This window comes from Streptomyces spongiae, from assembly GCF_009377185.1.
GTDB lineage: Bacteria > Actinomycetota > Actinomycetes > Streptomycetales > Streptomycetaceae > Streptomyces > Streptomyces spongiae.
In genome coordinates this window covers 37,255-58,315 of record NZ_VJZC01000009.1, presented here as the reverse complement: position 1 = coordinate 58,315, position 21,061 = coordinate 37,255, and the positions used below count along the sequence as shown (strand labels likewise).

15 protein-coding genes are annotated in these 21,061 nt (G+C 70.0%); 9 read left to right on the top strand and 6 right to left on the bottom strand.

The features are described from left to right. The first annotated feature begins 697 nt into the window (after positions 1–697). The 6 genes from FNH08_RS03160 to FNH08_RS03135 all read left to right on the top strand — a co-directional run bounded on the left by FNH08_RS03160 (position 698) and on the right by FNH08_RS03135 (position 10,199). Positions 698–2,158, top strand: coding sequence for an MFS transporter (locus tag FNH08_RS03160; RefSeq protein ID WP_322723569.1), 1,461 nt, complete (start codon positions 698–700; stop codon positions 2,156–2,158). Between the two features lie 97 nt (positions 2,159–2,255). Further along, the gene (locus tag FNH08_RS03155) at positions 2,256–4,694 is read left to right on the top strand and encodes a beta-glucosidase family protein (protein ID WP_152769678.1); all 2,439 of its coding nucleotides are present in this window, start codon (positions 2,256–2,258) and stop codon (positions 4,692–4,694) included. A gap of 57 nt (positions 4,695–4,751) precedes the next feature. Continuing rightward, entirely contained in the window at positions 4,752–5,393 is a 642-nt protein-coding gene (locus tag FNH08_RS03150) for a TetR/AcrR family transcriptional regulator (RefSeq protein ID WP_322723568.1), read from the top strand. Between the two features lie 305 nt (positions 5,394–5,698). Then, on the top strand, positions 5,699–6,469 hold the full coding sequence (locus FNH08_RS03145) for an SDR family NAD(P)-dependent oxidoreductase (RefSeq protein ID WP_152769677.1): 771 nt from the start codon (positions 5,699–5,701) through the stop codon (positions 6,467–6,469). 88 nt (positions 6,470–6,557) lie between these two features. Continuing rightward, on the top strand, positions 6,558–7,844 hold the full coding sequence (locus FNH08_RS03140) for an MFS transporter (protein WP_194238347.1): 1,287 nt from the start codon (positions 6,558–6,560) through the stop codon (positions 7,842–7,844). A 114-nt stretch (positions 7,845–7,958) separates the two neighbouring features. Then, positions 7,959–10,199, top strand: a complete 2,241-nt coding sequence (locus tag FNH08_RS03135; RefSeq protein WP_152769675.1) for a glycoside hydrolase family 3 C-terminal domain-containing protein — start codon at positions 7,959–7,961, stop codon at positions 10,197–10,199. Positions 10,200–10,321: 122 nt separating this feature from the next. Here FNH08_RS03135 and FNH08_RS03130 read toward each other — a convergent pair whose 3' ends face one another. The 6 genes from FNH08_RS03130 to FNH08_RS03105 all read right to left on the bottom strand — a co-directional run bounded on the left by FNH08_RS03130 (position 10,322) and on the right by FNH08_RS03105 (position 17,405). Next, on the bottom strand, positions 10,322–11,131 hold the full coding sequence (locus FNH08_RS03130; protein ID WP_152769674.1) for an ABC transporter ATP-binding protein: 810 nt from the start codon (positions 11,129–11,131) through the stop codon (positions 10,322–10,324). Next, a complete protein-coding gene (locus tag FNH08_RS03125) occupies positions 11,124–12,134 on the bottom strand; it encodes an ABC transporter ATP-binding protein (protein ID WP_152769673.1) in 1,011 nt (336 codons plus the stop codon). The genes FNH08_RS03130 and FNH08_RS03125 overlap by 8 nt, the downstream gene beginning before the upstream one ends. Further along, on the bottom strand, positions 12,131–13,006 hold the full coding sequence (locus FNH08_RS03120) for an ABC transporter permease (RefSeq protein WP_152769672.1): 876 nt from the start codon (positions 13,004–13,006) through the stop codon (positions 12,131–12,133). Before FNH08_RS03120 ends, FNH08_RS03125 begins: the two co-directional genes overlap by 4 nt. Then, a complete protein-coding gene (locus FNH08_RS03115) occupies positions 13,003–13,953 on the bottom strand; it encodes an ABC transporter permease (protein ID WP_152769671.1) in 951 nt (316 codons plus the stop codon). The genes FNH08_RS03120 and FNH08_RS03115 overlap by 4 nt, the downstream gene beginning before the upstream one ends. Continuing rightward, complete coding sequence (locus FNH08_RS03110) at positions 13,950–15,611, bottom strand: ABC transporter substrate-binding protein (RefSeq protein WP_152769670.1); 1,662 nt, start codon at positions 15,609–15,611, stop codon at positions 13,950–13,952. Before FNH08_RS03110 ends, FNH08_RS03115 begins: the two co-directional genes overlap by 4 nt. A gap of 84 nt (positions 15,612–15,695) precedes the next feature. After that, positions 15,696–17,405, bottom strand: a complete 1,710-nt coding sequence (locus tag FNH08_RS03105) for a CocE/NonD family hydrolase (RefSeq protein WP_194238346.1) — start codon at positions 17,403–17,405, stop codon at positions 15,696–15,698. 101 nt (positions 17,406–17,506) lie between these two features. Here FNH08_RS03105 and FNH08_RS03100 point away from each other — a divergent pair, with 101 nt between their 5' ends. From FNH08_RS03100 to FNH08_RS03090, 3 genes are all read left to right on the top strand, one after another. Then, the gene (locus FNH08_RS03100) at positions 17,507–18,109 is read left to right on the top strand and encodes a TetR/AcrR family transcriptional regulator (protein WP_152769669.1); all 603 of its coding nucleotides are present in this window, start codon (positions 17,507–17,509) and stop codon (positions 18,107–18,109) included. Between the two features lie 148 nt (positions 18,110–18,257). Beyond that, complete coding sequence (locus FNH08_RS03095; protein ID WP_152769668.1) at positions 18,258–19,733, top strand: amidase; 1,476 nt, start codon at positions 18,258–18,260, stop codon at positions 19,731–19,733. 333 nt (positions 19,734–20,066) lie between these two features. Then, on the top strand, positions 20,067–21,059 hold the full coding sequence (locus FNH08_RS03090; protein WP_152769667.1) for an alpha/beta hydrolase family esterase: 993 nt from the start codon (positions 20,067–20,069) through the stop codon (positions 21,057–21,059). Positions 21,060–21,061: the final 2 nt, after the last annotated feature.

Below are 21,061 nucleotides of genomic sequence, written 5' to 3'. Positions count from 1 at the left end.
AAAAAAAAAACCGTGAGCGTGGTCCACGACAGACGCGGTCGTCCGGTGCCGAGCCCCAAGGCCTCGCGGGCGTACTCGAACCGGACCTCGGTCACGGTGACCGGCTGGGTACGGGCTTGCTCGCTCACGCAGCACCCCTTGTCTTGAATCGATTCATAAGACGGGATATCGAGCCGACCCTCTCACGGATGACCGAACGAAGCGTGTCCGACTGCGGCTCAAAAAAGTTCTGGCCGAAACTCTAGCCACGAAACCCGAACAGCGCTAGGTTTCCGTCAAGTGAACTTCTGGTTCGCACTGTTTTGCCTGGTTCCTATGGCCTTGGGTCACCCACTCCCGAGGCCGACCCTCGTCCCACCCGGCGCAAAATCACCGACGCGACACGGCTTGACGAGCGGGCCGACGGCCCGAACCATGACCGCCACGGATCTGAAAGGTTCCAAATCCGAGGACGGGCAAGGGCGTTGAGCGCCTCTTCAGCCCGATCAGTGTTCCGACCGGGACGTCTTTCTCCGCTCCCCACCGCGGCACCCGTCCCCCGCCGCGCACGAAAGACGCCCCGGCCCGCAGACCCATCTGCTCCCACGGCCTCGCCCGCCGGCAAGACCTCATACGGGACCGCCGAGCCGCGCGGCCCGTCCCCTGAACGAGAGGCCACACCGCCGTGCCTTCCGCCACCACACCGTCCCCGCCCTCCGTGCCCAGACCGGCCCCGGCCGCCGAGACCGGCGGCACCGGTCTCGGCACCCGGCTGGCCCTGATCGCGCTGGCCCTCATGTGGCCCACCCAGCTCCTGTCCCTCGCGGGCATGCTGGGAGGCAACGCCCAGGCGTCCGTGGCCCAGCACTTCCACACGACGGAGATCAGCTGGTTCATCCTGGTCAACGCCCTGGTCGCCACGGTCGTGACGCCGTTCGTCGTGAAGCTCGCCGACTTCTACGGCAAGCGCAACGCCATGATCGCCATCACCGCGCTCGGCCTGATCGGCGACATGGTCGCGGCCCTCGCCACGGACTACACCACGCTGCTGATCGGCCGCGGCATCGCCGGCTTCTACGGCCCCATCTCCGCCCTCGCCTACGCGTCCGTCCGTGAGCTCTTCCCGCCCAAGCAGGTCGGCACCGCGAGCGGAATGATCGGCAGCGGGATCGCCTTCGTGGCCCTCGGCGGCCCCTTCCTCACCGGCTGGCTCCTGGACTCCTACAGCTTCCGCGGCGTCCTGTGGGCCCTGGTGGTGGCCACCGCCATCGGGCTGGTGCTGCTGCTCACCGTCGTCCCCGAGACACCCCACCGCGTCGCGCGCACCAAGGTGAACTGGCTCGGCGGTGCCCTCCTCGGCGGCGGCGCGGCAGCCGCCACCTACGGCATCGGCAAGGGCGGCGAGTGGGGCTGGACGGACACCGACACCCTGGGCTTCGTCCTCGGCGGCATCGCGGCCGTGATCCTCTTCGTGGTGACGGATCTCAGGGCGGCCCACCCGCTCTTCGACCTGACCATGATGTCCCGCCGCCCCGTGTGGGCCGTCTTCCTGGCCACGGGACTGATCAGCGCGACGATCTACGGCACCGGAATCATCAGCCAGCTGCTCGTCCTCTTCCCGAAGATCCCCACCATCTCCGACGGCCTCGGCATGACCGCCACCCACTTCGCGATCATCGGCATCCCGGCCAGCATCCTCATCCTCCTCGTCGGCTTCGGCACCGGTGTCGCCCTGCGCAAGGTCGACTCCCGACTGCCCCTCGGACTCGGCGCGCTGCTCGCGGCCGCCGGCTTCCTGCTCCAGCGCCAGTGGCACTACACGGACATGCAGCTGATCCTGCTGGGCACCGTCTCCGCGGTCGCCATGGGGCTGATCGTCGCCTCCGTACCGGTGCTGATCATCGAGGCGGTGTCACCGGAGGAGCAGGCCACGGCCAACGGTCTGCAGGCCATGATCCAGGGCGTGCTCACCACCGTGATCACCCAGCTCGTCTACGTGATCCTCGCCCAGGACGGCGCGGTCATGCAGGGCACCCGGTTCTACCTCGACGCCGGATACAAGAACGCCATGCTCTTCGCCGCCGGGCTGGCCCTGCTGGGACTGCTCTCCGTGGCCCTCGTACCCCGGCTGAGGACGGCCCAGGACGTCGAGGCGGGCGAAGCCGCCCCCGTCTCCTGACACCGACCGGATCCGGGGCGGGCCGCCCGCCACGACCGCCCCGGATCCCCCCACGCACACGGTCACCACGCCCCCGTAGGAAAGGCAGGAACAGTTGATGCCCCGTCGGCAGTGGGTCGATGAAGAGGATGTCGCGCGGCGCCTGGACGCCATGTCCCTCAAAGAGAAGGTGACTCTGCTCACCGGCGGCGACGCCTGGACCCTGACACCGGTCGCCGCCGCCGGCCTCGCCTCCCTCGCCCTCTCCGACGGGCCCGTGGGCCCGCGTGGCACGTCCTTCGGCGGCGACACCCCGCCCGCCCTCCTCTTCCCGAGCCCCAGCTCCCTTTCCGCCGCCTGGGACGAGGACACCGCGTACGACGCCGGCCGTCTGATGGGCCTCAAGGCCAGGGAGATGGGCATCCACGTGCTGCTCGCCCCCACCGTCAACCTGCACCGAACCCCCTTGGGCGGACGCCATTTCGAGTGCTACTCGGAGGACCCGCTCCTCACCACCCGCACCGCGGTGGGCTTCATCAACGGCGTGCAGTCGACCGGTGTGGCCGCCACCGTCAAGCACTTCGTGGGCAACGACTCCGAGACCGAGCGGATGACCTATGACGCCCGGATCGACGAGAAGACGCTGCGCGAGACCTATCTCCCGCCCTTCGAGGCAGCCGTGCGCGAGGCCGGTGCCTGGGTCGTGATAGCCGCCTACAACTCCGTCAACGGCACAACCATGACGGAAAACACCGAGTTGCTGACGGGCGTCCTCAAAGAGGAGTGGGGGTTCGACGGGGTCGTGGTCTCCGACTGGCAGGCGGCCAGGTCCACCGAGGCATCGGCCCTGGCCGGGCTCGATCTGGTCATGCCGGGCCCCGACGGGCCGTGGGGCGCCGCGCTGCTGACCGCGGTCGAGGAGGGCCGCGTTCCCGAGGACGTGATCGACGACAAGGTCCGACGCATCCTGCGACTGGCCGCCCGGGTCGGAGCACTGGACGGCCTGGACACGCCGGAGACCGAACCCGTGCCCGACGACGTTCGCTCCCGCATACGGGATCTGGCCGTCCGCGGTTCCGTGCTGCTGCGCAACGACGGCATGCTGCCCCTGCGCCCCGACACGCTCCGCAAGGTCGCCCTCATCGGCCCCAACGCCGTCCGCTTCGCCCTGCAGGGCGGCGGCAGCGCCCACGTCACCCCCGAACACGTCGTCACTCCCCTCGAAGGACTGCGCCAGGCACTCGGGGACGACGTCGAGATCACCGTCCACCAGGGCGCCTTCCCGCATGCGACGCTCCTCCCGCTGGACGGTGACACCGCCACCGACCCCGTGACGGGCGAGCCGGGTGCACGACTGGAGTACCGGACGGCCGACGGCACTCTGCTCTCGGAGGAGCACAAGGCCCCCGCCCCGCACTGGTTCCCGCTGATCCTCGCCGACGAGGTCGACGAGCTGGTCGTACGCACCCGCCTCACGCTGCGGGAGTCCGGCACCCACCGGCTGTCCGTCCTCGGCCCCGGCCACATCACGCTCCACGTCCCGGGGCACGAACCGCAGACCCACGAGCAGCTCCAGGAAGACCACGACATCGGCTCGCTGCTGCTGTATCCGCCTTCACACACCTTCGGCTTCCCCGCCGCGCAGGGCGACACCGAGGTCGTGGTGCGCTTCCGGCCGCAGCGTCATCTCCCCTACCCCATCACGCTGTTGGGCCTCGGGTACGACACCCCGCACGGCACCGACGAGGAGGAGCTGGCCGCCGCCGTCACCGCTGCCGCGGACGCGGACGCCGTCGTCCTGATGGTAGGGAGCGACGCCCACACCGAGGCCGAGAGCGTCGACCGTACGACGCTCGCCCTGCGCGGACGGCAGGACGAACTCGTCGAACGGGTCTGCGCCGCCAACCCGCGCACGGTCGTCGTCGTCAACGCGGGCGCCCCCTTCCTGCTCCCCTGGGCCGACCGTCCCGCCGCCCTGCTGTGGTCGTGGTTCCCCGGCCAGGAAGGCGCGGCCGCCATAGCCGACGTCCTCACCGGCACCGAGCCCGGCGGCAGGCTGCCCACCACCTTCCCCGCCGCCGAGTCCGACGTACCCGTCCTGTCCACCCGGCCGGTCCACGGAGCACTCGACTACGCGGAGGGCGAACTGATCGGCTACCGCGGCTACGAGGCGGCCGGCACCGCACCTCTGTTCCCCTTCGGCCATGGACTGTCCTACACCACCTGGGACTACCAGGACTTCGTGGTCACCGGCGACATGGAGCGCGGGCTCACGATACGAGTCACCGTCCGCAACTCCGGTGAGCGCGCCGGACGCGAGGTGGTCCAGGCCTATCTGGAGCCGGCCGACGGCTCGGAGCCGCCGCGTCTCATCGGGTTCGCCCCCATCGATGCCGGACCGAGCGAGGCCGTGATCGCCACCGTGGCGGTGCCTCCCCGCGCTCTGGCCGTGCGGAGCGGGGAGGGCTGGGTGCCACGTCCCGGAGCGCACATACTGCGCGTCGGGCGCTCGGTGTCCGACATCCGGCTGACCGCCGCCGTGCCGAGGCCGGCATGATCGAGAGGACGCCCCCTGGAGGGGCCTGCGCCGACCCGAGTGAAGTACGGTCTGAACGTGAGCACACCACGCAGGCCCCGAGGTCCCTACCGCAAAGGCCTCGAACGCCGGGAGCAGATCCTGAAGGCGGCGCTCGACGTGTTCAGCGAGCACGGCGAGCGCGGCTCGTCGCTCAAGGAGATCGCCGACCGTGTGGGCATGTCCCAGGCCGGTGTGCTGCACTACTTCACCTCCCGCGAGGAGCTGCTGCTCGCCGTGCTGGCCGAGCGGGACGCCCTGGACGCCGAGGCGGTCTCCGATGCCGCGTCCCCGGGCGAGGCGATCGCCCGTACCGTGGCGCACAATGCCCGGCAGCCCGGTCTCGTGGACCTGTTCGTCACGCTCTCCGGATCGGCCTCCGACCCGGACCACCCGGCTCACGAGTTCTTCAAGCAGCGGTACGAACACCTGAGCACCCAGATCCGGAACGGTCTGGCCCAAGGCCAGGAACAGGACGTGGTGCGCGGGGACGTCAGTGCCGAGGCGATGGCCCGTCTGCTGCTCGCGGTGTCGGACGGGCTCCAGTTGCAGTGGCTGCTGGAGCCGAGCGTCGACATGACCGCCATGGTCGAGGTGTTCAACCGGATGTGCCTGGCCCTCGGGGATGTGCAGGGCACGGACGCCGGTTCCGCGGGCCCGTCCGCCGACCGCTCCCGCTGACCTCGGCCGGACACCGGCTCGGTCCCGGCTCCCGGCTCCTCTCCTTCGTCGCCGCACACGCGTACGTGCCGCGCACGCTCCTCGCCGCGCATCCGCCCCGTGCCTGTCCGGCGGTTCTCCGCCCCCTTCGTCCTTCACCACCCCAGCCCCGGTAGGCGCGCACACCGCCCACCGGTCTCCGGCCGCACCCGGACATCCGTCGTGCCGCCCTGCCCCCACACCCATCACCGGGACATCCACGCCCGGCGTCACCTCGTGAGGCGACGCCGGGCGGTCCCGGCCCGCGTGAAATCGAGGGAACACCCATGCAACGACTCACCGGCCGCCGCATCCTCGTCACGGGCGCCGCCTCGGGCATAGGCCGCGCGACGGCGCTCCGGCTCCTGTCCGAGGGAGCCCGGGTCGCGGCCACCGACGTCGCCGAGGACGGCCTCGCCGAAACCGCCGGGCTCGCCGCCGAGGCCGGCTCCGCCGAGCAGCTGAGCACCGCCGTACTCGACGTGTCCGACGAGACGGCGGTGCAGAGCGTCGTGGCGGGCACGGTCGCCGAACTCGGCGGGCTGGACGCCGTGGTCAACGTCGCGGGGATGCTGCGCGGCGCGCACACCCACGACTGCTCGCTCGACCTGTGGAACCGGGTCATCGCGGTGAACCTCACCGGAACGTTCCTGGTCACCCGGGCCGCGCTGCCCGCCCTGCTGGAGTCGGGCAACGGCGTGGTGGTCAACTTCAGCTCCACCTCGGCCCAGTTCGCCCACCCCTACATGGCCGCGTACTCCGCCAGCAAGGGCGGCATCCTGTCCTTCACCCACAGCATCGCCCAGGAATACGGCAAGCACGGCCTGCGCGCGGTCAACGTCAACCCCGGCAGCATCTCCAGCGGCATCACCGAGAACATCCACTCCCTCGTTCCCGAGGACATCGACTGGAGCCTGCTCGCCAAGCTCACCCCCGCCGTCGGCGACGGCTTCGGCTCGCCCGACGCCGTCGCCGGTGTGGTCGCCATGCTCGTCTCCGACGACGGCGCCTTCATCACCGGCACCGAGATCCGTATCGATGGCGGCACTCACCAGTAGCCGGCCGCGGGCACGTCGACATCCGGTGCCCGGCCCCTCCCCCTTTCCCGCACACGTACTCGACGTGCCCGCACGGCCGGAGGCCGAGATGACCCAGCACACCGACGAACTCCCGGCGGCCGAGGACGGCACACGGAAGCCCGGCGACGGCCCCGAACCGGTCAGCGGCCGGTTCATCACGCTCTACGTGCTCTCCTATCTGGGCCTGTACGTCGCGGTGATGACCCCGCTGCTGGTGTCGCTCGCGATGCGGCTGGAGACGATCGACCCGCAGGGCAAGACCAGCAGCCTCGGTCTGGTGGTGGGGCTGGGCACCCTGGTCGGCGTCGCGTCCGGTCTGGCGTTCGGGGTGCTCAGCGACAACACCACCTCCCGCCTCGGGCGCCGCAAGCCGTGGATTCTCGCGGGGATGCCCGTGCTGCTGGCCGGTGCGGCGTTGACCGGCGCCGGGACGTCGGTCTCCGTGCTGCTGGCCGGTTTCGTCGTCAGCCAGCTCGGACTGAGTGCCATCATGACGGCCCTGCTGGCGATGCTGCCCGACCAGGTGCCCGAACAGCAGCGGGGCAAGGTCTCGGGGCTGCTCGGCTTCACCGCGCAGATCGCCGGCGTGGCCGGGTTCCAACTCGCCACGCCGCTGCGGGAGTCCGGTGTGCTGCTCTTCCTCGTCCCCGCGGTCATCGCCTGCGTGGCACTGCTCCCCGTCGTCCTCTTCCTGCCGGACCGGCCCGTCCGGCGGCCGGCCGGTGACCGGCAGAGCCTCGCCGGCCTGCTGCGCGGTCTCGCCTTCAACCCCGTGCGGCAGCCTGACCTGGGCTGGGCCTGGGCCGGCCGGTTCCTGATCCAGCTCAGCCTGATGTTCCTGTCGACGTACCAGCTGTACTTCCTCACCGACCACCTCGACTACGAGCTGGAGAAGGTGACAGGCCTGCTCGCGCTCACCGGAGGGGTCGGGTTGCTGATGACGTCCGTCGGCGCCGTCGCCAGCGGCATCCTCTCCGACCGGTTGCGCCGCAGGAAGCCGTTCATCTACGCCGCCGCCACGGCGTTCGCTGCGGGCTTCGCCGTCATCGCCTCGGCCACCTCGTTCGCCCAGGTGTTCGTCGGCTCCCAGATCATCCTGCTGGGAGCGGGGGTCTTCGGCGCCGTGGACATCGCCCTCATCACCGACGTCATCCCCAACCGGGAGACCGAGGGCGCGAAGTACATGAGCGTCTTCGGCATCGCCGCCGCCCTGCCCCAGTCGGTGGCCCCGCTGATCGCTCCGTTCGTCCTCGCCGTCGGCGGCGGCGAGAACTACCCGCTCCTCTTCCTGAGCGCGGCGGGTGTGGCGGTGATCGGCGGGTTGACGGTCCGCCCGATACGGGGCGTGCGCTGACACGAAAAGCTAGCGTAATTCGGTTTTAATAATACGATGTGATCCCGGCCGTTCCCCGCGCCTTCCCGCCTTCCTGTCTTCCCGCCTTCCCGACGATCTCCGAGGAACCGGACCATGCCCCAGCCCCATCCCGAACTCGGCCTCGACCACAAGACCTCGCTGCTCTCCGGACGGGATCTGTGGTCCACCGAATCCGCCGAGGATGCGGGCATCCCCTCGCTCGTCCTGTGCGACGGACCGCACGGCGTCCGTCGCCAGCTGGCGGAGGCCGACCATCTCGGAGTCCACTCCAGCGAGCCCGCCACCTGCTTCCCGCCCGCCGTGTCCCTCGCCTCCAGCTGGGACCCGGACCTCGTGCGCCGTCTCGGTGAGGCGCTGGGACGCGAGGCCCGCGCCCTCGGTGTGGACGTCCTGCTCGGCCCCGGCGTCAACATCAAGCGCTCGCCGCTGTGCGGCCGCAACTTCGAGTACTTCTCCGAGGACCCCCTGCTGAGCGGCGTCCTCGGGGCGGCGCACGTCGAGGGTGTGCAGAGCCAGGGTGTCGGCGCGTCGGTCAAGCACTTCGCGGCCAACAACCAGGAGACCGACCGTATGCGGGTCAGCTCCGACGTCGACGAGCGCACCCTGCGCGAGATCTACTTCCCCGCCTTCGAGCGCATCGTCGAGCAGGCCCGGCCGGCCACCGTCATGTGCTCCTACAACCGCGTCAACGGCGTCCACGCGGCCGAGAACCACTGGCTCCTCACCCAGGTTCTCCGTGAGGAGTGGGGCTTCGACGGACTGGTCGTCTCCGACTGGGGCGCCGTGGGCGACCGCGTCGCCGCGCTGCTGGCCGGGACCGACCTGGAGATGCCGGGCAACGGCGGCGGCACCGACGCCGAGGTCGCTGCGGCGGTGGACCGGGGCGACCTGGACAGGGCCGTCGTGGACACCGCCGTCGGGCGGCTGCGGGCGCTGGCCGAACGGGTCCGGGCTCGGACCGCGCCGGGCGAGGCGGACCCGGGGGCGCAGCACGCTCTCGCCCGTGAGGTCGCCGCCGACTGCCTGGTACTCCTGAAGAACCGGGAGCGGACACTGCCGCTCACGCCGACCGGACGCGTCGCCCTCATCGGCGAGTTCGCGGAGACCCTGCGCTACCAGGGCGGCGGCAGCTCCCATGTCAACGCCACCCGCGTCGACAGCGCGCTGGGCCAGTTGCGCGCCCAACTGCCGGACGCCCACGTGGACTTCGCACCCGGGTACGACATCACGGGACAGGCCGACGCAGTACGGCTGCGCGAGCAGGCCGTCAGGCTCGCGGAGCAGGCGGACATCGCCGTACTCGTCGTGGGTCTGCGTGAGTCCGACGAGTCCGAGGGATTCGACCGCGAGCACATCGAACTGCCGGAAGACCAGGTCGACTTGATCCACGTGGTGGCCGAGAGGGCACGCCGTACCGTCGTCGTGCTGCTCAACGGCGGCGTGGTGAGCCTGGAGGACTGGCACGACGAGGTGGACGCCGTGGTGGAGGCCTGGCTACCCGGCCAGGCCGGCGGCGGCGCGATCGCCGATGTGCTCACCGGGCGGGTCAATCCGTCGGGCCGCCTCGCGGAGACCATCCCGTTCCGGCTCGCGGACACCCCGTCGTACCTCAACTTCCCCGGCGAGCAGGGCCATGTCCGCTACGGCGAGGGCGTGATGGTCGGCTACCGCTACTACGAGACCGCCGACGTGCCCGTCCGCTACCCCTTCGGCCACGGGCTGAGCTACACCACCTTCGAACAGAGCGGCTTCCAGGTCTCCGGCACCGGCCCGGACACGGCGAAGGCCACCGTCACGGTCACCAACACCGGCGACCGCTTCGGCAAGCACGTGGTCCAGATCTACGTCTCCGCGCCCAGGCGCCCCGTCAGCAGCCCGGCCCGGGAGCTGCGCGGATTCGCCAAGGTGGCTCTCGCACCCGGCGAGAGCACCAGCGTCGAGATCGACCTCGACCGCCGCGCCTTCGCCTACTGGGACATCACCCGCGACGGCTGGGCCGTCGCCGCGGGCGAGTACCAAGTGCAGCTCGGCGAGAACGCGCACGACGTCGTCGCCCACGCCACACTGCACCTCACCGGGGACGAGCTGGCGAAGCCGCTCACGATGGACTCCACCGTCGGCGAGTGGTTCGGTCATCCCGCCGTCGGTCCGGCCCTCACCGAGGCGATGATGGCCGGGATGACCGAGGAACAGGCTGCCGCCGCAGCGGAGAACGCGGACGCGATGCGCATGATCCAGTCCATGCCCATGCGCCAGTTCCTGGGCTTCCTGCCGGCCCCGCTGCCCGAGGAGTTCCTGGAGCGGCTCATGGGGATGAGCGCCGTTTCCGCGTGAGCGCCGCGCAGGCGTCTTGCGTACGGCGGGCCGACGGAGGCGGCGGACGACTGGTTCGGCACGGGATCCGTCGATCACCGCCGTGCCGTCGGTGATCGACGCGGACAGCCGATGAGGAACGTCTACGTGGGCGTTGCCGGACGGCGGCGCGGTTTCCATCCCCGGCGGGGCACCGAATCGATGAGGGCGCGGGTGTAGGGGTGTTGCGAACGGTCCAGCACCTCGGTCGTTGTTCCGCGGTCGACGACGCGGCCTTGGCGCATCACCACGATCTCGTCCGCGATGTGGGGGACGACGCCCAGGTCGTGGGTGATGAACAGGTAGGCGACCTGGGTCTGTCGGCGGATGTCCTGGAGGAGGGTGAGGATCTGGGCCTGGACAGAGACGTCGAGTGCGGCGACCGCCTCGTCCAGGACAAGCAGCCGGGGCTGGACGGCCAGCGCGCGGGCGATGGCTGCGCGCTGTCTCTGGCCTCCGGAGAGCGAGCGGGGTCGTGAGATGGCCTGCTGCGGATTCAAACCGACTTGCTCAAGCAGTTCCGTCATCCGCGCTGTACGGGCGGAGCCGCGCAGGTCGGTGTGGAGGGCGAGGACTTCGGTGATGCTGTCGCCGATGCGCTGGTGCCGGTCGAGCGAGGTGTAGGGGTCCTGGAAGACCATCTGCACGTGCTGGGCGAAGCGGCGCCGTTCGGTGGTTCGGGCCCGGGGACCGGGGGGTTGGCGGCCGGCGAGCAGGATCGTGCCGGTGGTCGGCTGTTCCAGCCCGGCGATCATCCGGGCAGTGGTGGTTTTCCCTGATCCGGATTCACCGACCACGGCGAGCGACGCACCCGGGGTGAGAGTGAGACTGACGTCGTCGACGGCGGTGAAGTCACCGAACGTCTTGCGCAGGCCGGTGGCTTCCAGGATGGCCCCAGGAGTGTGCTCAGGCATCACTGGTGCTCCTCTCCGCGGCGCCTGCCGCTGCCCGGGGATGGTGGGGGAAGTGGCAGGCTGCTTGTCCGCTGCCGGCGGGGAGCAGGGCGGGGTGCTGTGTCGTGCAGGTGTCCCGGGCATCGGGGCAACGGGGCGCGAAGGCGCAGCCCGGGCCGGTCTCGAAGGCTGACAGGGGTCTGCCCTTGATGGCCGTCAGCTTCTTGCCGGGGCCGCCCAGGTCGGGGCGGGAGGCCATGAGGGCGCGGGTGTAGGGGTGCTCGGCGTCGGAGAGATGGCCGGAGGGCAGTTCCTCGACGACGGAGCCGGCGTACATCACGGCGATGCGGTCACAGACGGCGGCGGCGAGGGCCAGGTCGTGGGTGATGAACAGCATGGCCAGGCCCCGTTGGAGGCGGGTCTCGTCGATGATGGCCATGACCTCGGCCTGAGTGGTGACGTCCAGGGCGGTGGTGGGCTCGTCGGCGAGCAGCAGTCGGGGCTCGGTGAGCAGCGCGGCGGCGATCATCACACGTTGCAGCAGGCCGCCCGAGAGCTCCGAAGGACGCTGACGCAGTCTGCGGGCCCCATCGGCGATGCCGACCTCTCCCAGGAGCGCGGCGGCCCGGGCCTCGGCCACAGCGCGGCGGACGCCTCGGGTGGTCACGAGGCCCTCGGTGAGGAAATCGCCGATGGTCCGTACCGGATTGATGTGAGCCCGCGGATCCTGGAAGACCATGGCGATCTCGTGAGACCGAATTCCGCGCAGTGCAGCCGGCGCCATGGCGGTGAGCGACCTCCCGTCGAAGCGGACCTCTCCTTCGACTCGGGCTCCTTGCGGCAGCAGGCCGAGCACCGTGCGGGCGGTGAGCGACTTGCCGGATCCCGATTCGCCGACCAGCCCCAGCGCGGCGCCGGCCGGTATGGCGAGGTCGACCCGGTGCAGCACGGTGCGCCGTCGGCGGTCGCCGGTCAAGGTGACGTGAAGGTTCTTCACTTCCAGGAGAGCGTGGGTCCCGGTCATCGGTTGTCTCCCAGGAGCCGTTGGGACAGACTGCCGCCGAGAAGGTTGCAGGCGATGACGAACACGACGATCACCACACCGGCATACAGGGACTGCTCGGGTCGGCCGGCCAGGATGCCGGTGGAGCCGTTCGCGACCATCAGTCCCCACTCGGCGGTCGGGGGCTGGACGCCCAGACCGATGAAGGAGAACGCGGCCACGTCCAGCAGTGCGTAGCCGTAGGAAGTGGCGATCTGGACCAGGACCAGAGGCAGCAGATTGGGCGTCAGATGGCGCAGGCAGATGCGTCGGCCGGAGACTCCGAGCATCCGCAGGGCGGAGACGTACGGCAGTTGGCGCTCACGCAGGGCGGCGCTGCGGACCACCCGCCCGATGAAGGGCAGATAGGCGACGGACAGCGTCACCACGGCCACGGTCAGGCCGGCGCCGAACATGGCAGCGACGACCACGGCCAGGATCAGGCCGGGGAAGCCGAAGACGATGTCCAGCAGGGCGGAGACCAGCCGGTCGTACCAGCCGCCGAGCCAGGCGGCGCTCACCGCGAGGGCGGTGCCGACCAGACCGGCGGTCAGGGTGACGAGTGCCGGTGCCAGGAGGCTGGAGCGGGCGCCGTACAGCAGCCGCGAGAGAATGTCGCGGCCGGCGTCGTCCGTGCCGAGCCAGTGAGCGGAAGAGCTGGGCTGGTAGACAGCGGTCGGGTCGACGGCGTTGGGATCGTAGGGCGCGATCAGCGGGGCGAACACGGCGGTGAGAACCGTCACCGCGACGACCGACCCGGCGACGATCAGCACACATCGCCCACGGATCAGGCCGCGCAGTCGGCCCAGCCGTGTGCTGCCGCGGCCGAGCGCGGCGATCTGGTAGGTGCTCATGAAGTGCCTTCCAGGGAAACACGGTGGTCGAGCGCGACGGTGACCACATCCACGAGGGTGTTGATCGCGACGAACACGACGACGGTGATCAGCGCCAGAGCCTGGACCACCGCGAGGTCCTGTTTGGCCGCGCTCTGGATCAGCAGGGCGCCGATGCCGTTGATGCCAAATGCCTGTTCCACGACAGCGCATCCGGCGATCAGCCCTGCGACGGCGACGCCGGCGACGGAGAAGATCGGTCCGGAGGCGTTGCGCAGGATGTGTTTGCGCACGACGACCCGTTCCGGGATGCCCCGGGCGCGCGCGGTCTGGACATGCTCCGAGACGAGTTCGGTACGCACCGCGGACCGGGTGACCTGGGCGACGTACGCGGTCCAGGCCGCGGCGAGGGCGAGCGCGGGCAGGGTGAGGTGCTCGACGCGCCCGGCGAAGCCGCTGCCCGCGCCGTAGGCCGGGAACCATCTCCACTGCACGGACAGCCACCAGATCAGCAGCACCGACATCACGAACGTGGGCACGGCCATGAAGGCGGTGGTCACCGCGGTCACCACGGTCTCGCCGAGACCGCCGCGCAGGGCCGCGACGGTCCCCAGCACGACACCGGGAACGATGATGAGGACGGCGGCATAGGCGATCAGGAAGAGGGTGTTGCCGATGCGGCCGGTCACCAGGTGAGTGACCGAGTCCCGGTAACTGAGGGACTGACCGGCGTCGCCGTGCAGCATCCCGCTCAGCCAGCGCCAGTACCCCTGGAGGAAGGGATCGTCGAGGTGGTACTGGCGGTGGATCTCTGCGAGCAGGTGGGGATTGGGCGGTTTGCCCCCGCCGATCAGCAGCGTGGCGGGATCGCCGGGTGCGACGAACAGGGCGCTGTAGACGGCGATGCTGGCGACGAGCCCGGTGACGACCAGCATCGCCGTGCGGCGGGCGATGAACCGCCAGATCATGAGGCTGTCTCGCCTGTGCCGCCGAGGTAGGCCGCCCAGGGCATGTTGATGTAGGCGAAGGACGCCGGGGCACCGCTGAGCCGCTTGTTCAGGAACAGGCGCTCGTACGGGGAGGCGATGGAGAGGACCGGCAGGTCCTTGGTGTACAGCGCCTGGGCGCGGACGAACAGTTCCGCCGACGCGTCGGGGTCCAGCGTCGCCTGGGCCTGTCGCTGGAGTGCGGTGACCTCGTCGTTGCTGTAGCGGACCCAGTTCAGCGGCGAGTCCGGTGAGGTGAACAGCACCGCGTAGGAGAGCGGGTCGGGGATCTCCACGTATCCGAGAACGATGGTCGCGTCGAGGCCCTGGCGGAGGGAGGGGTCGTAGAACAGGCCCGACATCTGTGTGGGCTGGAGCTGCTTGATGACCAGCGACAGGCCGATCTTCTTGGCCGCGGCCTGGAGGAAGGTGAGGATCTGCAGGGACTGCTGGTCGCCCGCCGCTGCCGCCACGGTGATGGTGCGCTGCTTCGGGGCGGCCTCGGCGACGAGCTTCTCGGCCTTGCTGATATCGACATCGGGGACGGCCGGCAGCCGGTCGTAGCCCTTGGCGTACACGGACGCAGCCTCGGACTTCTTCCACACCAGTGAGGGGATGAAGGTCTTGAGTTTCTGGGCTGCGCCGTCGTAGACGTTCTTCACCAGGGCGTCACGGTCCAGGATCAGGGAGAGCGCCTGGGTGATCCGGTGGTCGGCGAGCGGGGAGGAGCCACTCATCGGGTAGAGGAACACCGTTTGCGTGGATGGGCCGTAGTGAAGGGTGCCGGCGTCAGAAGCACGCAGAGCCTTCGCGACGGTGGAGGATATCTCGTAGCTGCCGTCGACCTGCCCGGACAGCAAGGCGCTGGTGAGTGTGCTGCTGTCGGTGATGAACTTGAAGGTCAGCTTCTTGACCTTGGGCCGGAGAGAGGTGTCCCAGTAGCGGGCGTTGCGGACCGCCGTGATGGATTCGCCGGATTTCCAGCCGCTCAGCTCGAAGGGCCCGGTGCACATCAGGCCCCCCTTGGGGGTGCCGTAGTCGGAGCCCGCCTTCTTCAGGTACGACGCCTCGCTGACCGCGCCGAACCCGTTGACCAGGTACTTCAGGAACAGTTCGTCGGGGGCTTTGAAGCGGATGGTCACCTGATGGTCACCGCTGGCCTTGATGGTGGTGACACTTGCGAGGACCTGGGCGTTGACGCTCTGGGTGGCGGCTTCGCGCTGCCGGGAGAGGCTGGCGACGACGTCGGTGGCGGTCATGGGGTTGCCGTTCCAGAACGTCACGTCCTTGCGGAGGTCGAGGACGAGGGTCTTCGCGTCCGGACGGTGCCAGGCGGTGGCGAGGCCGGGCGCGATGGAGTAGTCGGGCCTCAGCCTCAGCAGTGGATCGCAGAGGTTGGCCTCCACCGTGTTGGGCGAGTAGTCGCCGACCTTGGCCGGGTCGAGAGTGATCGGCTCGCCCATCGGCAGGTTCCAGGTCACCTCGTCCAGGACGCCGGTGGCGGCCGGGGTGGTGCTGGTCAGCTTCAGGGCATCGGGGGAAGCGGAGCCGGAGGACGTGTCGGCGCCGGACGTACAGGCGGAGACGGTCAGCAGGGTGGACAAGGCGGTGAGCGTGAGGATGGATCTGTGGGCCTGCATAGCGGCGCTCCTAAGGGAGTGGTGTGGTTCGGCCTGGGGCTACGGAGCGCGTGTGGGGACGCGAGAAGAGCGGAAGGAATCAGATCAACACGGGGATGCCGAGGGCGGGAGCACCGTGAGGGTGAGCCTTGAGGGGTGAACGCCACCGGTGCGCAGGGTCTGGGTACCGGGTTTGGTGGTGACGGCTGTCCAGGGGTTCTCGCCGGTGCCCGTCGTCGGGAGGTACAGGGGGAAGTCACTGGCGGCGAGGATCAGAGCGAGCCGGTGTCCGTGGCGCAGTCGGTAGCCGGTGTGCCCCAGGTCGATGGAGATCGCCTCGTCGCTCCCGACGGTGGCTTCGGCGCTGACCTGGCCGCGGACGATCAGACGGGCGTCGCCGTCGGGGGCCAGGTCGAGGAGCTTTGCGAACACGTCGAAGACGGGGGCCGTGCTGGTGACGTGCACCTCGACGGTCACCGGGCCCGCCAGATCGAGTGGACCGGAGGATGCCGGGGCGGTGAAGGCAAGTACGTCTTCGCGTGCGGCGACGGGCGCGAAGTCGGGATGGGTGTGAAGGTGCGCGAATGAGTTCTCGACCAGGGAGGGAACAGGTTCGTCCGGGTCATGGACCCACTGTGCGGACCGCTCCTCGGTGGGCGGGGTCCGGGTGAGAGCGCCGCCGGGCAGCGCATGTGCCGCGGTGGCCGGGTCGGCGAGCCAGAAGGTGCGGGTGTCGCTGCCCGGCGGCGGCCACGCCTCCGCGGTACGCCACCCCTGGTGGCCCAGCTCCCAGCGGACCCTGGGCAGATCCGTGGCCGGCCGGTCCTCCTTCAGGAAGACATCGAAGAATTCGATGGCGGGGTCGGTGTAGCCGGGAAGCATTCTCTCCAGTGCGGCTTCGTCGGCGTTGTGGTCGTCCTCGTCGGCGACCGGCGCATGCCCCAGCCAGTAGTTCTCGTGGTCGACGGCGCCGGCCCACAGGTATTGCGTGGCGGCCCAGGCGGGGCGGGAGGCGAGTTCGGCGTGATCCCGCATGTGGGCGGCACCGATGTTGTCGTACCAGCCGACGCAGTGGAGCACCGGCACAGGCAGGGCGTCGAAGGGGTCCGGCCCGAGCCGGGTGGGCATGCCGGCATGCCGGGGTGCCAGCAGATCGAACCAGAGCGAGCGGGCGCCGATGGCCCGGAACGCCTGCTCGTACTGGTCGATGACCGGGCGCCGGGTGCGGTCGGGCTCGTAGTCGTAGGTGTCGTTGTCGATCCAGTGGTGGGCGAAGTACTCCACGCCCTCCAGCCACACCGGGGGATCGGGCTGTCCCGGCCCAGCGGCTTTCCAGATGCGGTTGAAGTCGGCACTGGTCATCCGGGGAACGATCGCGCGCAGCGCGGGATGCCGGGCGGCGACCGCCGCCCACTGGGTGAATCCGTAGTAGGAGTCGCCGAACATGCCGACCCGTCCGTCGGACCAGGCCTGATGGGTGATCCAGTCGATGGAGTCGTAGCCGTCCTGGGGCTCCTGCAGGAACGGCAGCGTGGTGCCACCGGAACGGAACTTGCCGCGGACGTCCTGCACGACGAGGGCGTAGCCGCGGGCGGTGAAGCGGCGGGCGATGCCGTCGACGAAGACGTACCGGCTGTTCTTGTCGTAGGGCAGACGGATCAGCACGGCAGGATATGTGGCTTGGTCCGCGCCCGCGGAAGGCTCGGGAAGATACACGTCGGTGGCGAGCCGGACACCGTCGCGCATACGGGCGAGGTGCTGGCGGGCACCGGAGGTGAAGGGTGCGGGGCCGACCCGCTGGAAGGTGAAGGGCATGGATGTCTCCCGCCGAACTTTATACAACGGCGTTATGAAACAATGTTGTATGACACCCTGACACTGGTTCGCCCACCGGTCAACACCCTTCGAGGATGCTCATGCCCATTGAGGTAGACGAAGCCCGGCGACTCGACGAGATCGCCGTCGCCACCATCCAGGTCGCCCGCGAACGCGGTGTTCGCGCGGCCACCATTCGCGCCGTGGCGCAGCGGCTCGGCGGCTCCACCGCCATGGTCACCAACTACGTGCCCAGCCGCGCCGATCTGATGATCAACGCACTGCGCCATGCGGAAGACCTCTGGAAGCAGGAGCTGGAGGATGAGGTACTGGACGGACTCGACGGCATGGAGCGGCTGACCGCACTCATCCGCTGGATGTGCACCACCACACAGGACGACGAGGTACTGCGCCGCCTGTTGATGGAGATCCTCAGCGAGGGCCCCAAGGCGGGCGCCGCCGTGGAACGCGTACGTTCCGCGATGGCGCGCAGCAATCACGAAGAGATGAGACTCATGGTGGCGAATGCGGGGCTGCGTGACACCGAGCTGGCCGCGGATGTGCTGCACCTGCTCGTGCGGGGCTGCTGGCTGTCGATGCTGGAGTCCCCGCAGGACTGGTCGACCGACCGCAGCACCCGGGCGGCGCTGGCCGTGCTCGAACTTCTGCGAGGCCCCGAGGGAGAGACGCCCGCGAGCTCTTGACAGCCACAACGACAGTCGGAATCCTGAGCCGACATGCGACATGGTTATATAACACTGTTGTTTCTGGGGTCCTGGCCCCCCATCGGCCGCGCCGCTCACCGGCGGGACCGCATGCCACCGTCGTCAGCGCTCACAGCAGAGGCCGCCCATGCACACCCAAGATCCCGCTTCTGAACTGTGGCAGCTCGGTGCCACCGACCTCGCCGCCGCCATCCGGGCTCGCAAGGTCTCCGCCGTCGAGGTCACACAGTCCTGCCTGAACCGCATCGAGGCGACGAACCCGTATCTGAACGCCTTGGTCGAGGTCCGCCCCGAGGAGGCCCTCGACCAGGCCCGGCGGGCGGACGAGGCCGTCGCGGCGGGAGCCGATCTCGGCCCCTTGCACGGAGTACCTGTCTCCACCAAGATCAATACCGCTCAGCGGGGCCACGCCACGAGCCACGGTGTGCCCGCGTTCGCCGGTGACCTCGCGGCGGACGACGCCGCGTGCGTAGCGGCACTGCGCTCCGCGGGCGCCGTGCTGCTCGGCCGCAGCAACGCGCCCGCCTTCTCCTACCGCTGGTTCTCCACCAACGAACTCCACGGCCGCACGCTCAACCCGTGGAACCCGGCCCTGACCCCCGGCGGCTCCAGCGGAGGCGCGTCCAGCAGCCTCGCCGCGGGGATGACCCCGATCGCGCAGGGCAATGACATCGGCGGCTCGATCCGGTATCCGGCCGGCTGCTGCGGCGTGGTGGGTGTCCGGCCCACAGTCGGGCGGGTGTCCGGGTGGACTCCGCCCAAGTTGGTGGACACCCCGGAGGGTCCCGTCCCCCTCGACATGCCGCCCACCGTCCAGGCCTTCGCAGTCGAAGGCCCTCTCGCCCGCACGGTGGCGGACGCCCGGCTCACGCTGCGCGCGATGACCACCGGTGACCTGCGTGACCCCTATGGCGTCCCCTTGCTGCCGGACACCCGCCCTGGGGCCGGGCGGCTGGTCACCCTGGTCCGAAGCGTAGGGACCGTCCGCAACCACCCGGCCGTCGACCGTGCGTTGGACGTCGCCGCGGCACACCTGGCCGACGCCGGCTACGAGATCGAGGAACACGACGGACTGCCGCTGCTCGCCGAGGCGGCGCGCGTCTGGTCACTGCTCCTCTACGAAGACTTCCGTCTCACGCTTCCACTGATCGAGCAGGTCGGCGATCCCGACATTCGGGAGTCCCTGCGGCTGTCCTTCGCCGCGGCCGCAGCCGTGTGGGGCGAGCGCCCGACCCTTGACACGTACATCGGCGGCTGGGCGCGCCGCGGCTCGCTCATCACCGCACTGCAGGAACTGCTCGGCGCCGACCGGCTCCTGCTCACGCCTGTCTCCGCGGAGCCGGCCTTCGAGCAGGACGCCGATCTGGTCTCCGTCGAGCGTGCGGCTGAACTCGTCGCGGCTCAGTGGCCGATGACAGCTGTGCCCGTGCTCGGCTTTCCCGCTGTCAGCGTTCCGGCCGCGCTCGTCGACAACCTGCCGGTCAACGTCCAACTCATCGGTGGCCGGTTCGAGGAGGAGCGCCTACTCGACGCGGCACAGGCCATCGAGGATCGCACCTCGCCAGGGTTCCCGCGGACGGCCCCGGATTCCGCCCTTCAGTGACATTCGCGCTGAAGCCGCCCCAACAGCAGGGAACTTGACGCGGGATCGGCTGGAATCGACTGCATGCGGCGGGCAGACGGGCCCGGTGCCTCATGGGCGGCGCGGGCGCGCTCCCCTCCTCCTCTTGGGCCCGGCACGAGTTCACGCGAGGGAAATCTGTCGAAAACCTAGCGCTGTTCGGCATTAGGGAATAGGGTTCCGGCCAACCGCGATCCGGTGAACAGGCGCAGCCCCCATCAGCGGGCACCCCTGCGCCGCTCCGCCTTGCCGGACATCCGCCCAGACCCTCTGCTCCGCGCCCGGCATCCGACGCGCGCTCATGGGAGACCGCACATGCACAGACCGAGAAACCTCTTCCGCGCTGTATACGTCGCGCTGACCGCCGCGCTTCTCGCCGCCGGGACCGCCGCACCCTCCGCAGCCGCCGACCTCGACGACTCCCGGCCGCCCCACGGCTGCCGACTGGAGGCCGGACGTACGACCCTCACCGTCTCCTCGGGCGGACTCGACCGTGTCGTGGTGGTCTACGTGCCGCGTCGGGACGCGGGCCGCGGCGATCTGCCCCTGGTGCTCAATCTGCACGGAAGCCAGGGCGCGGCCACCTGGCAACTGGACGGCAGTCAGCTGGAGGAGACCGCCGAGAGCGAAGGCTTCCTGGTGGCGGCACCCCAGGGCGCGATGGTCCTGGGCGCCGGATACCAGTGGAACGTCCCCCATGTCACCGACGGCGACGGGCCGGACGACGAGCAGTTCCTCACCGACACGATCAAGGCGCTCGTCCGCACCGGTTGTGCCGACGAGCGCAGGGTCTACGGGACCGGGTACTCCGGCGGCGCCCGCATGGTGTCCCAGTACGCCTGTGACCACCCTGGGCGTCTGGCCGCGATCGCGGGGGTCGCGGGTCTGCGGGCGGGTGCCCCGGCCGCAGGAGCCGACGGTGGACCGGCGCCCGATCCCCGGACGTGCTCCCCCGACCGCCCTGTTCCGGTCCTGTCGTTCGCCGGCACCGGCGACCAGATCAATCCGTTCGCAGGGGGCGGCTCCCCCTATTGGGGCTACGGCGCCGTCGCGGCCCAGGACCGGTGGGCGGCCCTCAACCACTGCCGTCGAGGCCCTCAGGACACCCAGGTCACCGAGCACGTGACCCGCATCGACCACTCCGCCTGCCGCGGGGGCGCGGATGTCGTCCTGTACGCCATCGAGGGCGGCGGCCACACCTGGCCGGGCGCGACCGTACCCTGGCCACCCGTCCTGGGCACGGTCACCCAGGAGATCAGCGCCAACCAGATCATGTGGCGGTTCTTCCGGGACCACAGCCGCGCCTGAGC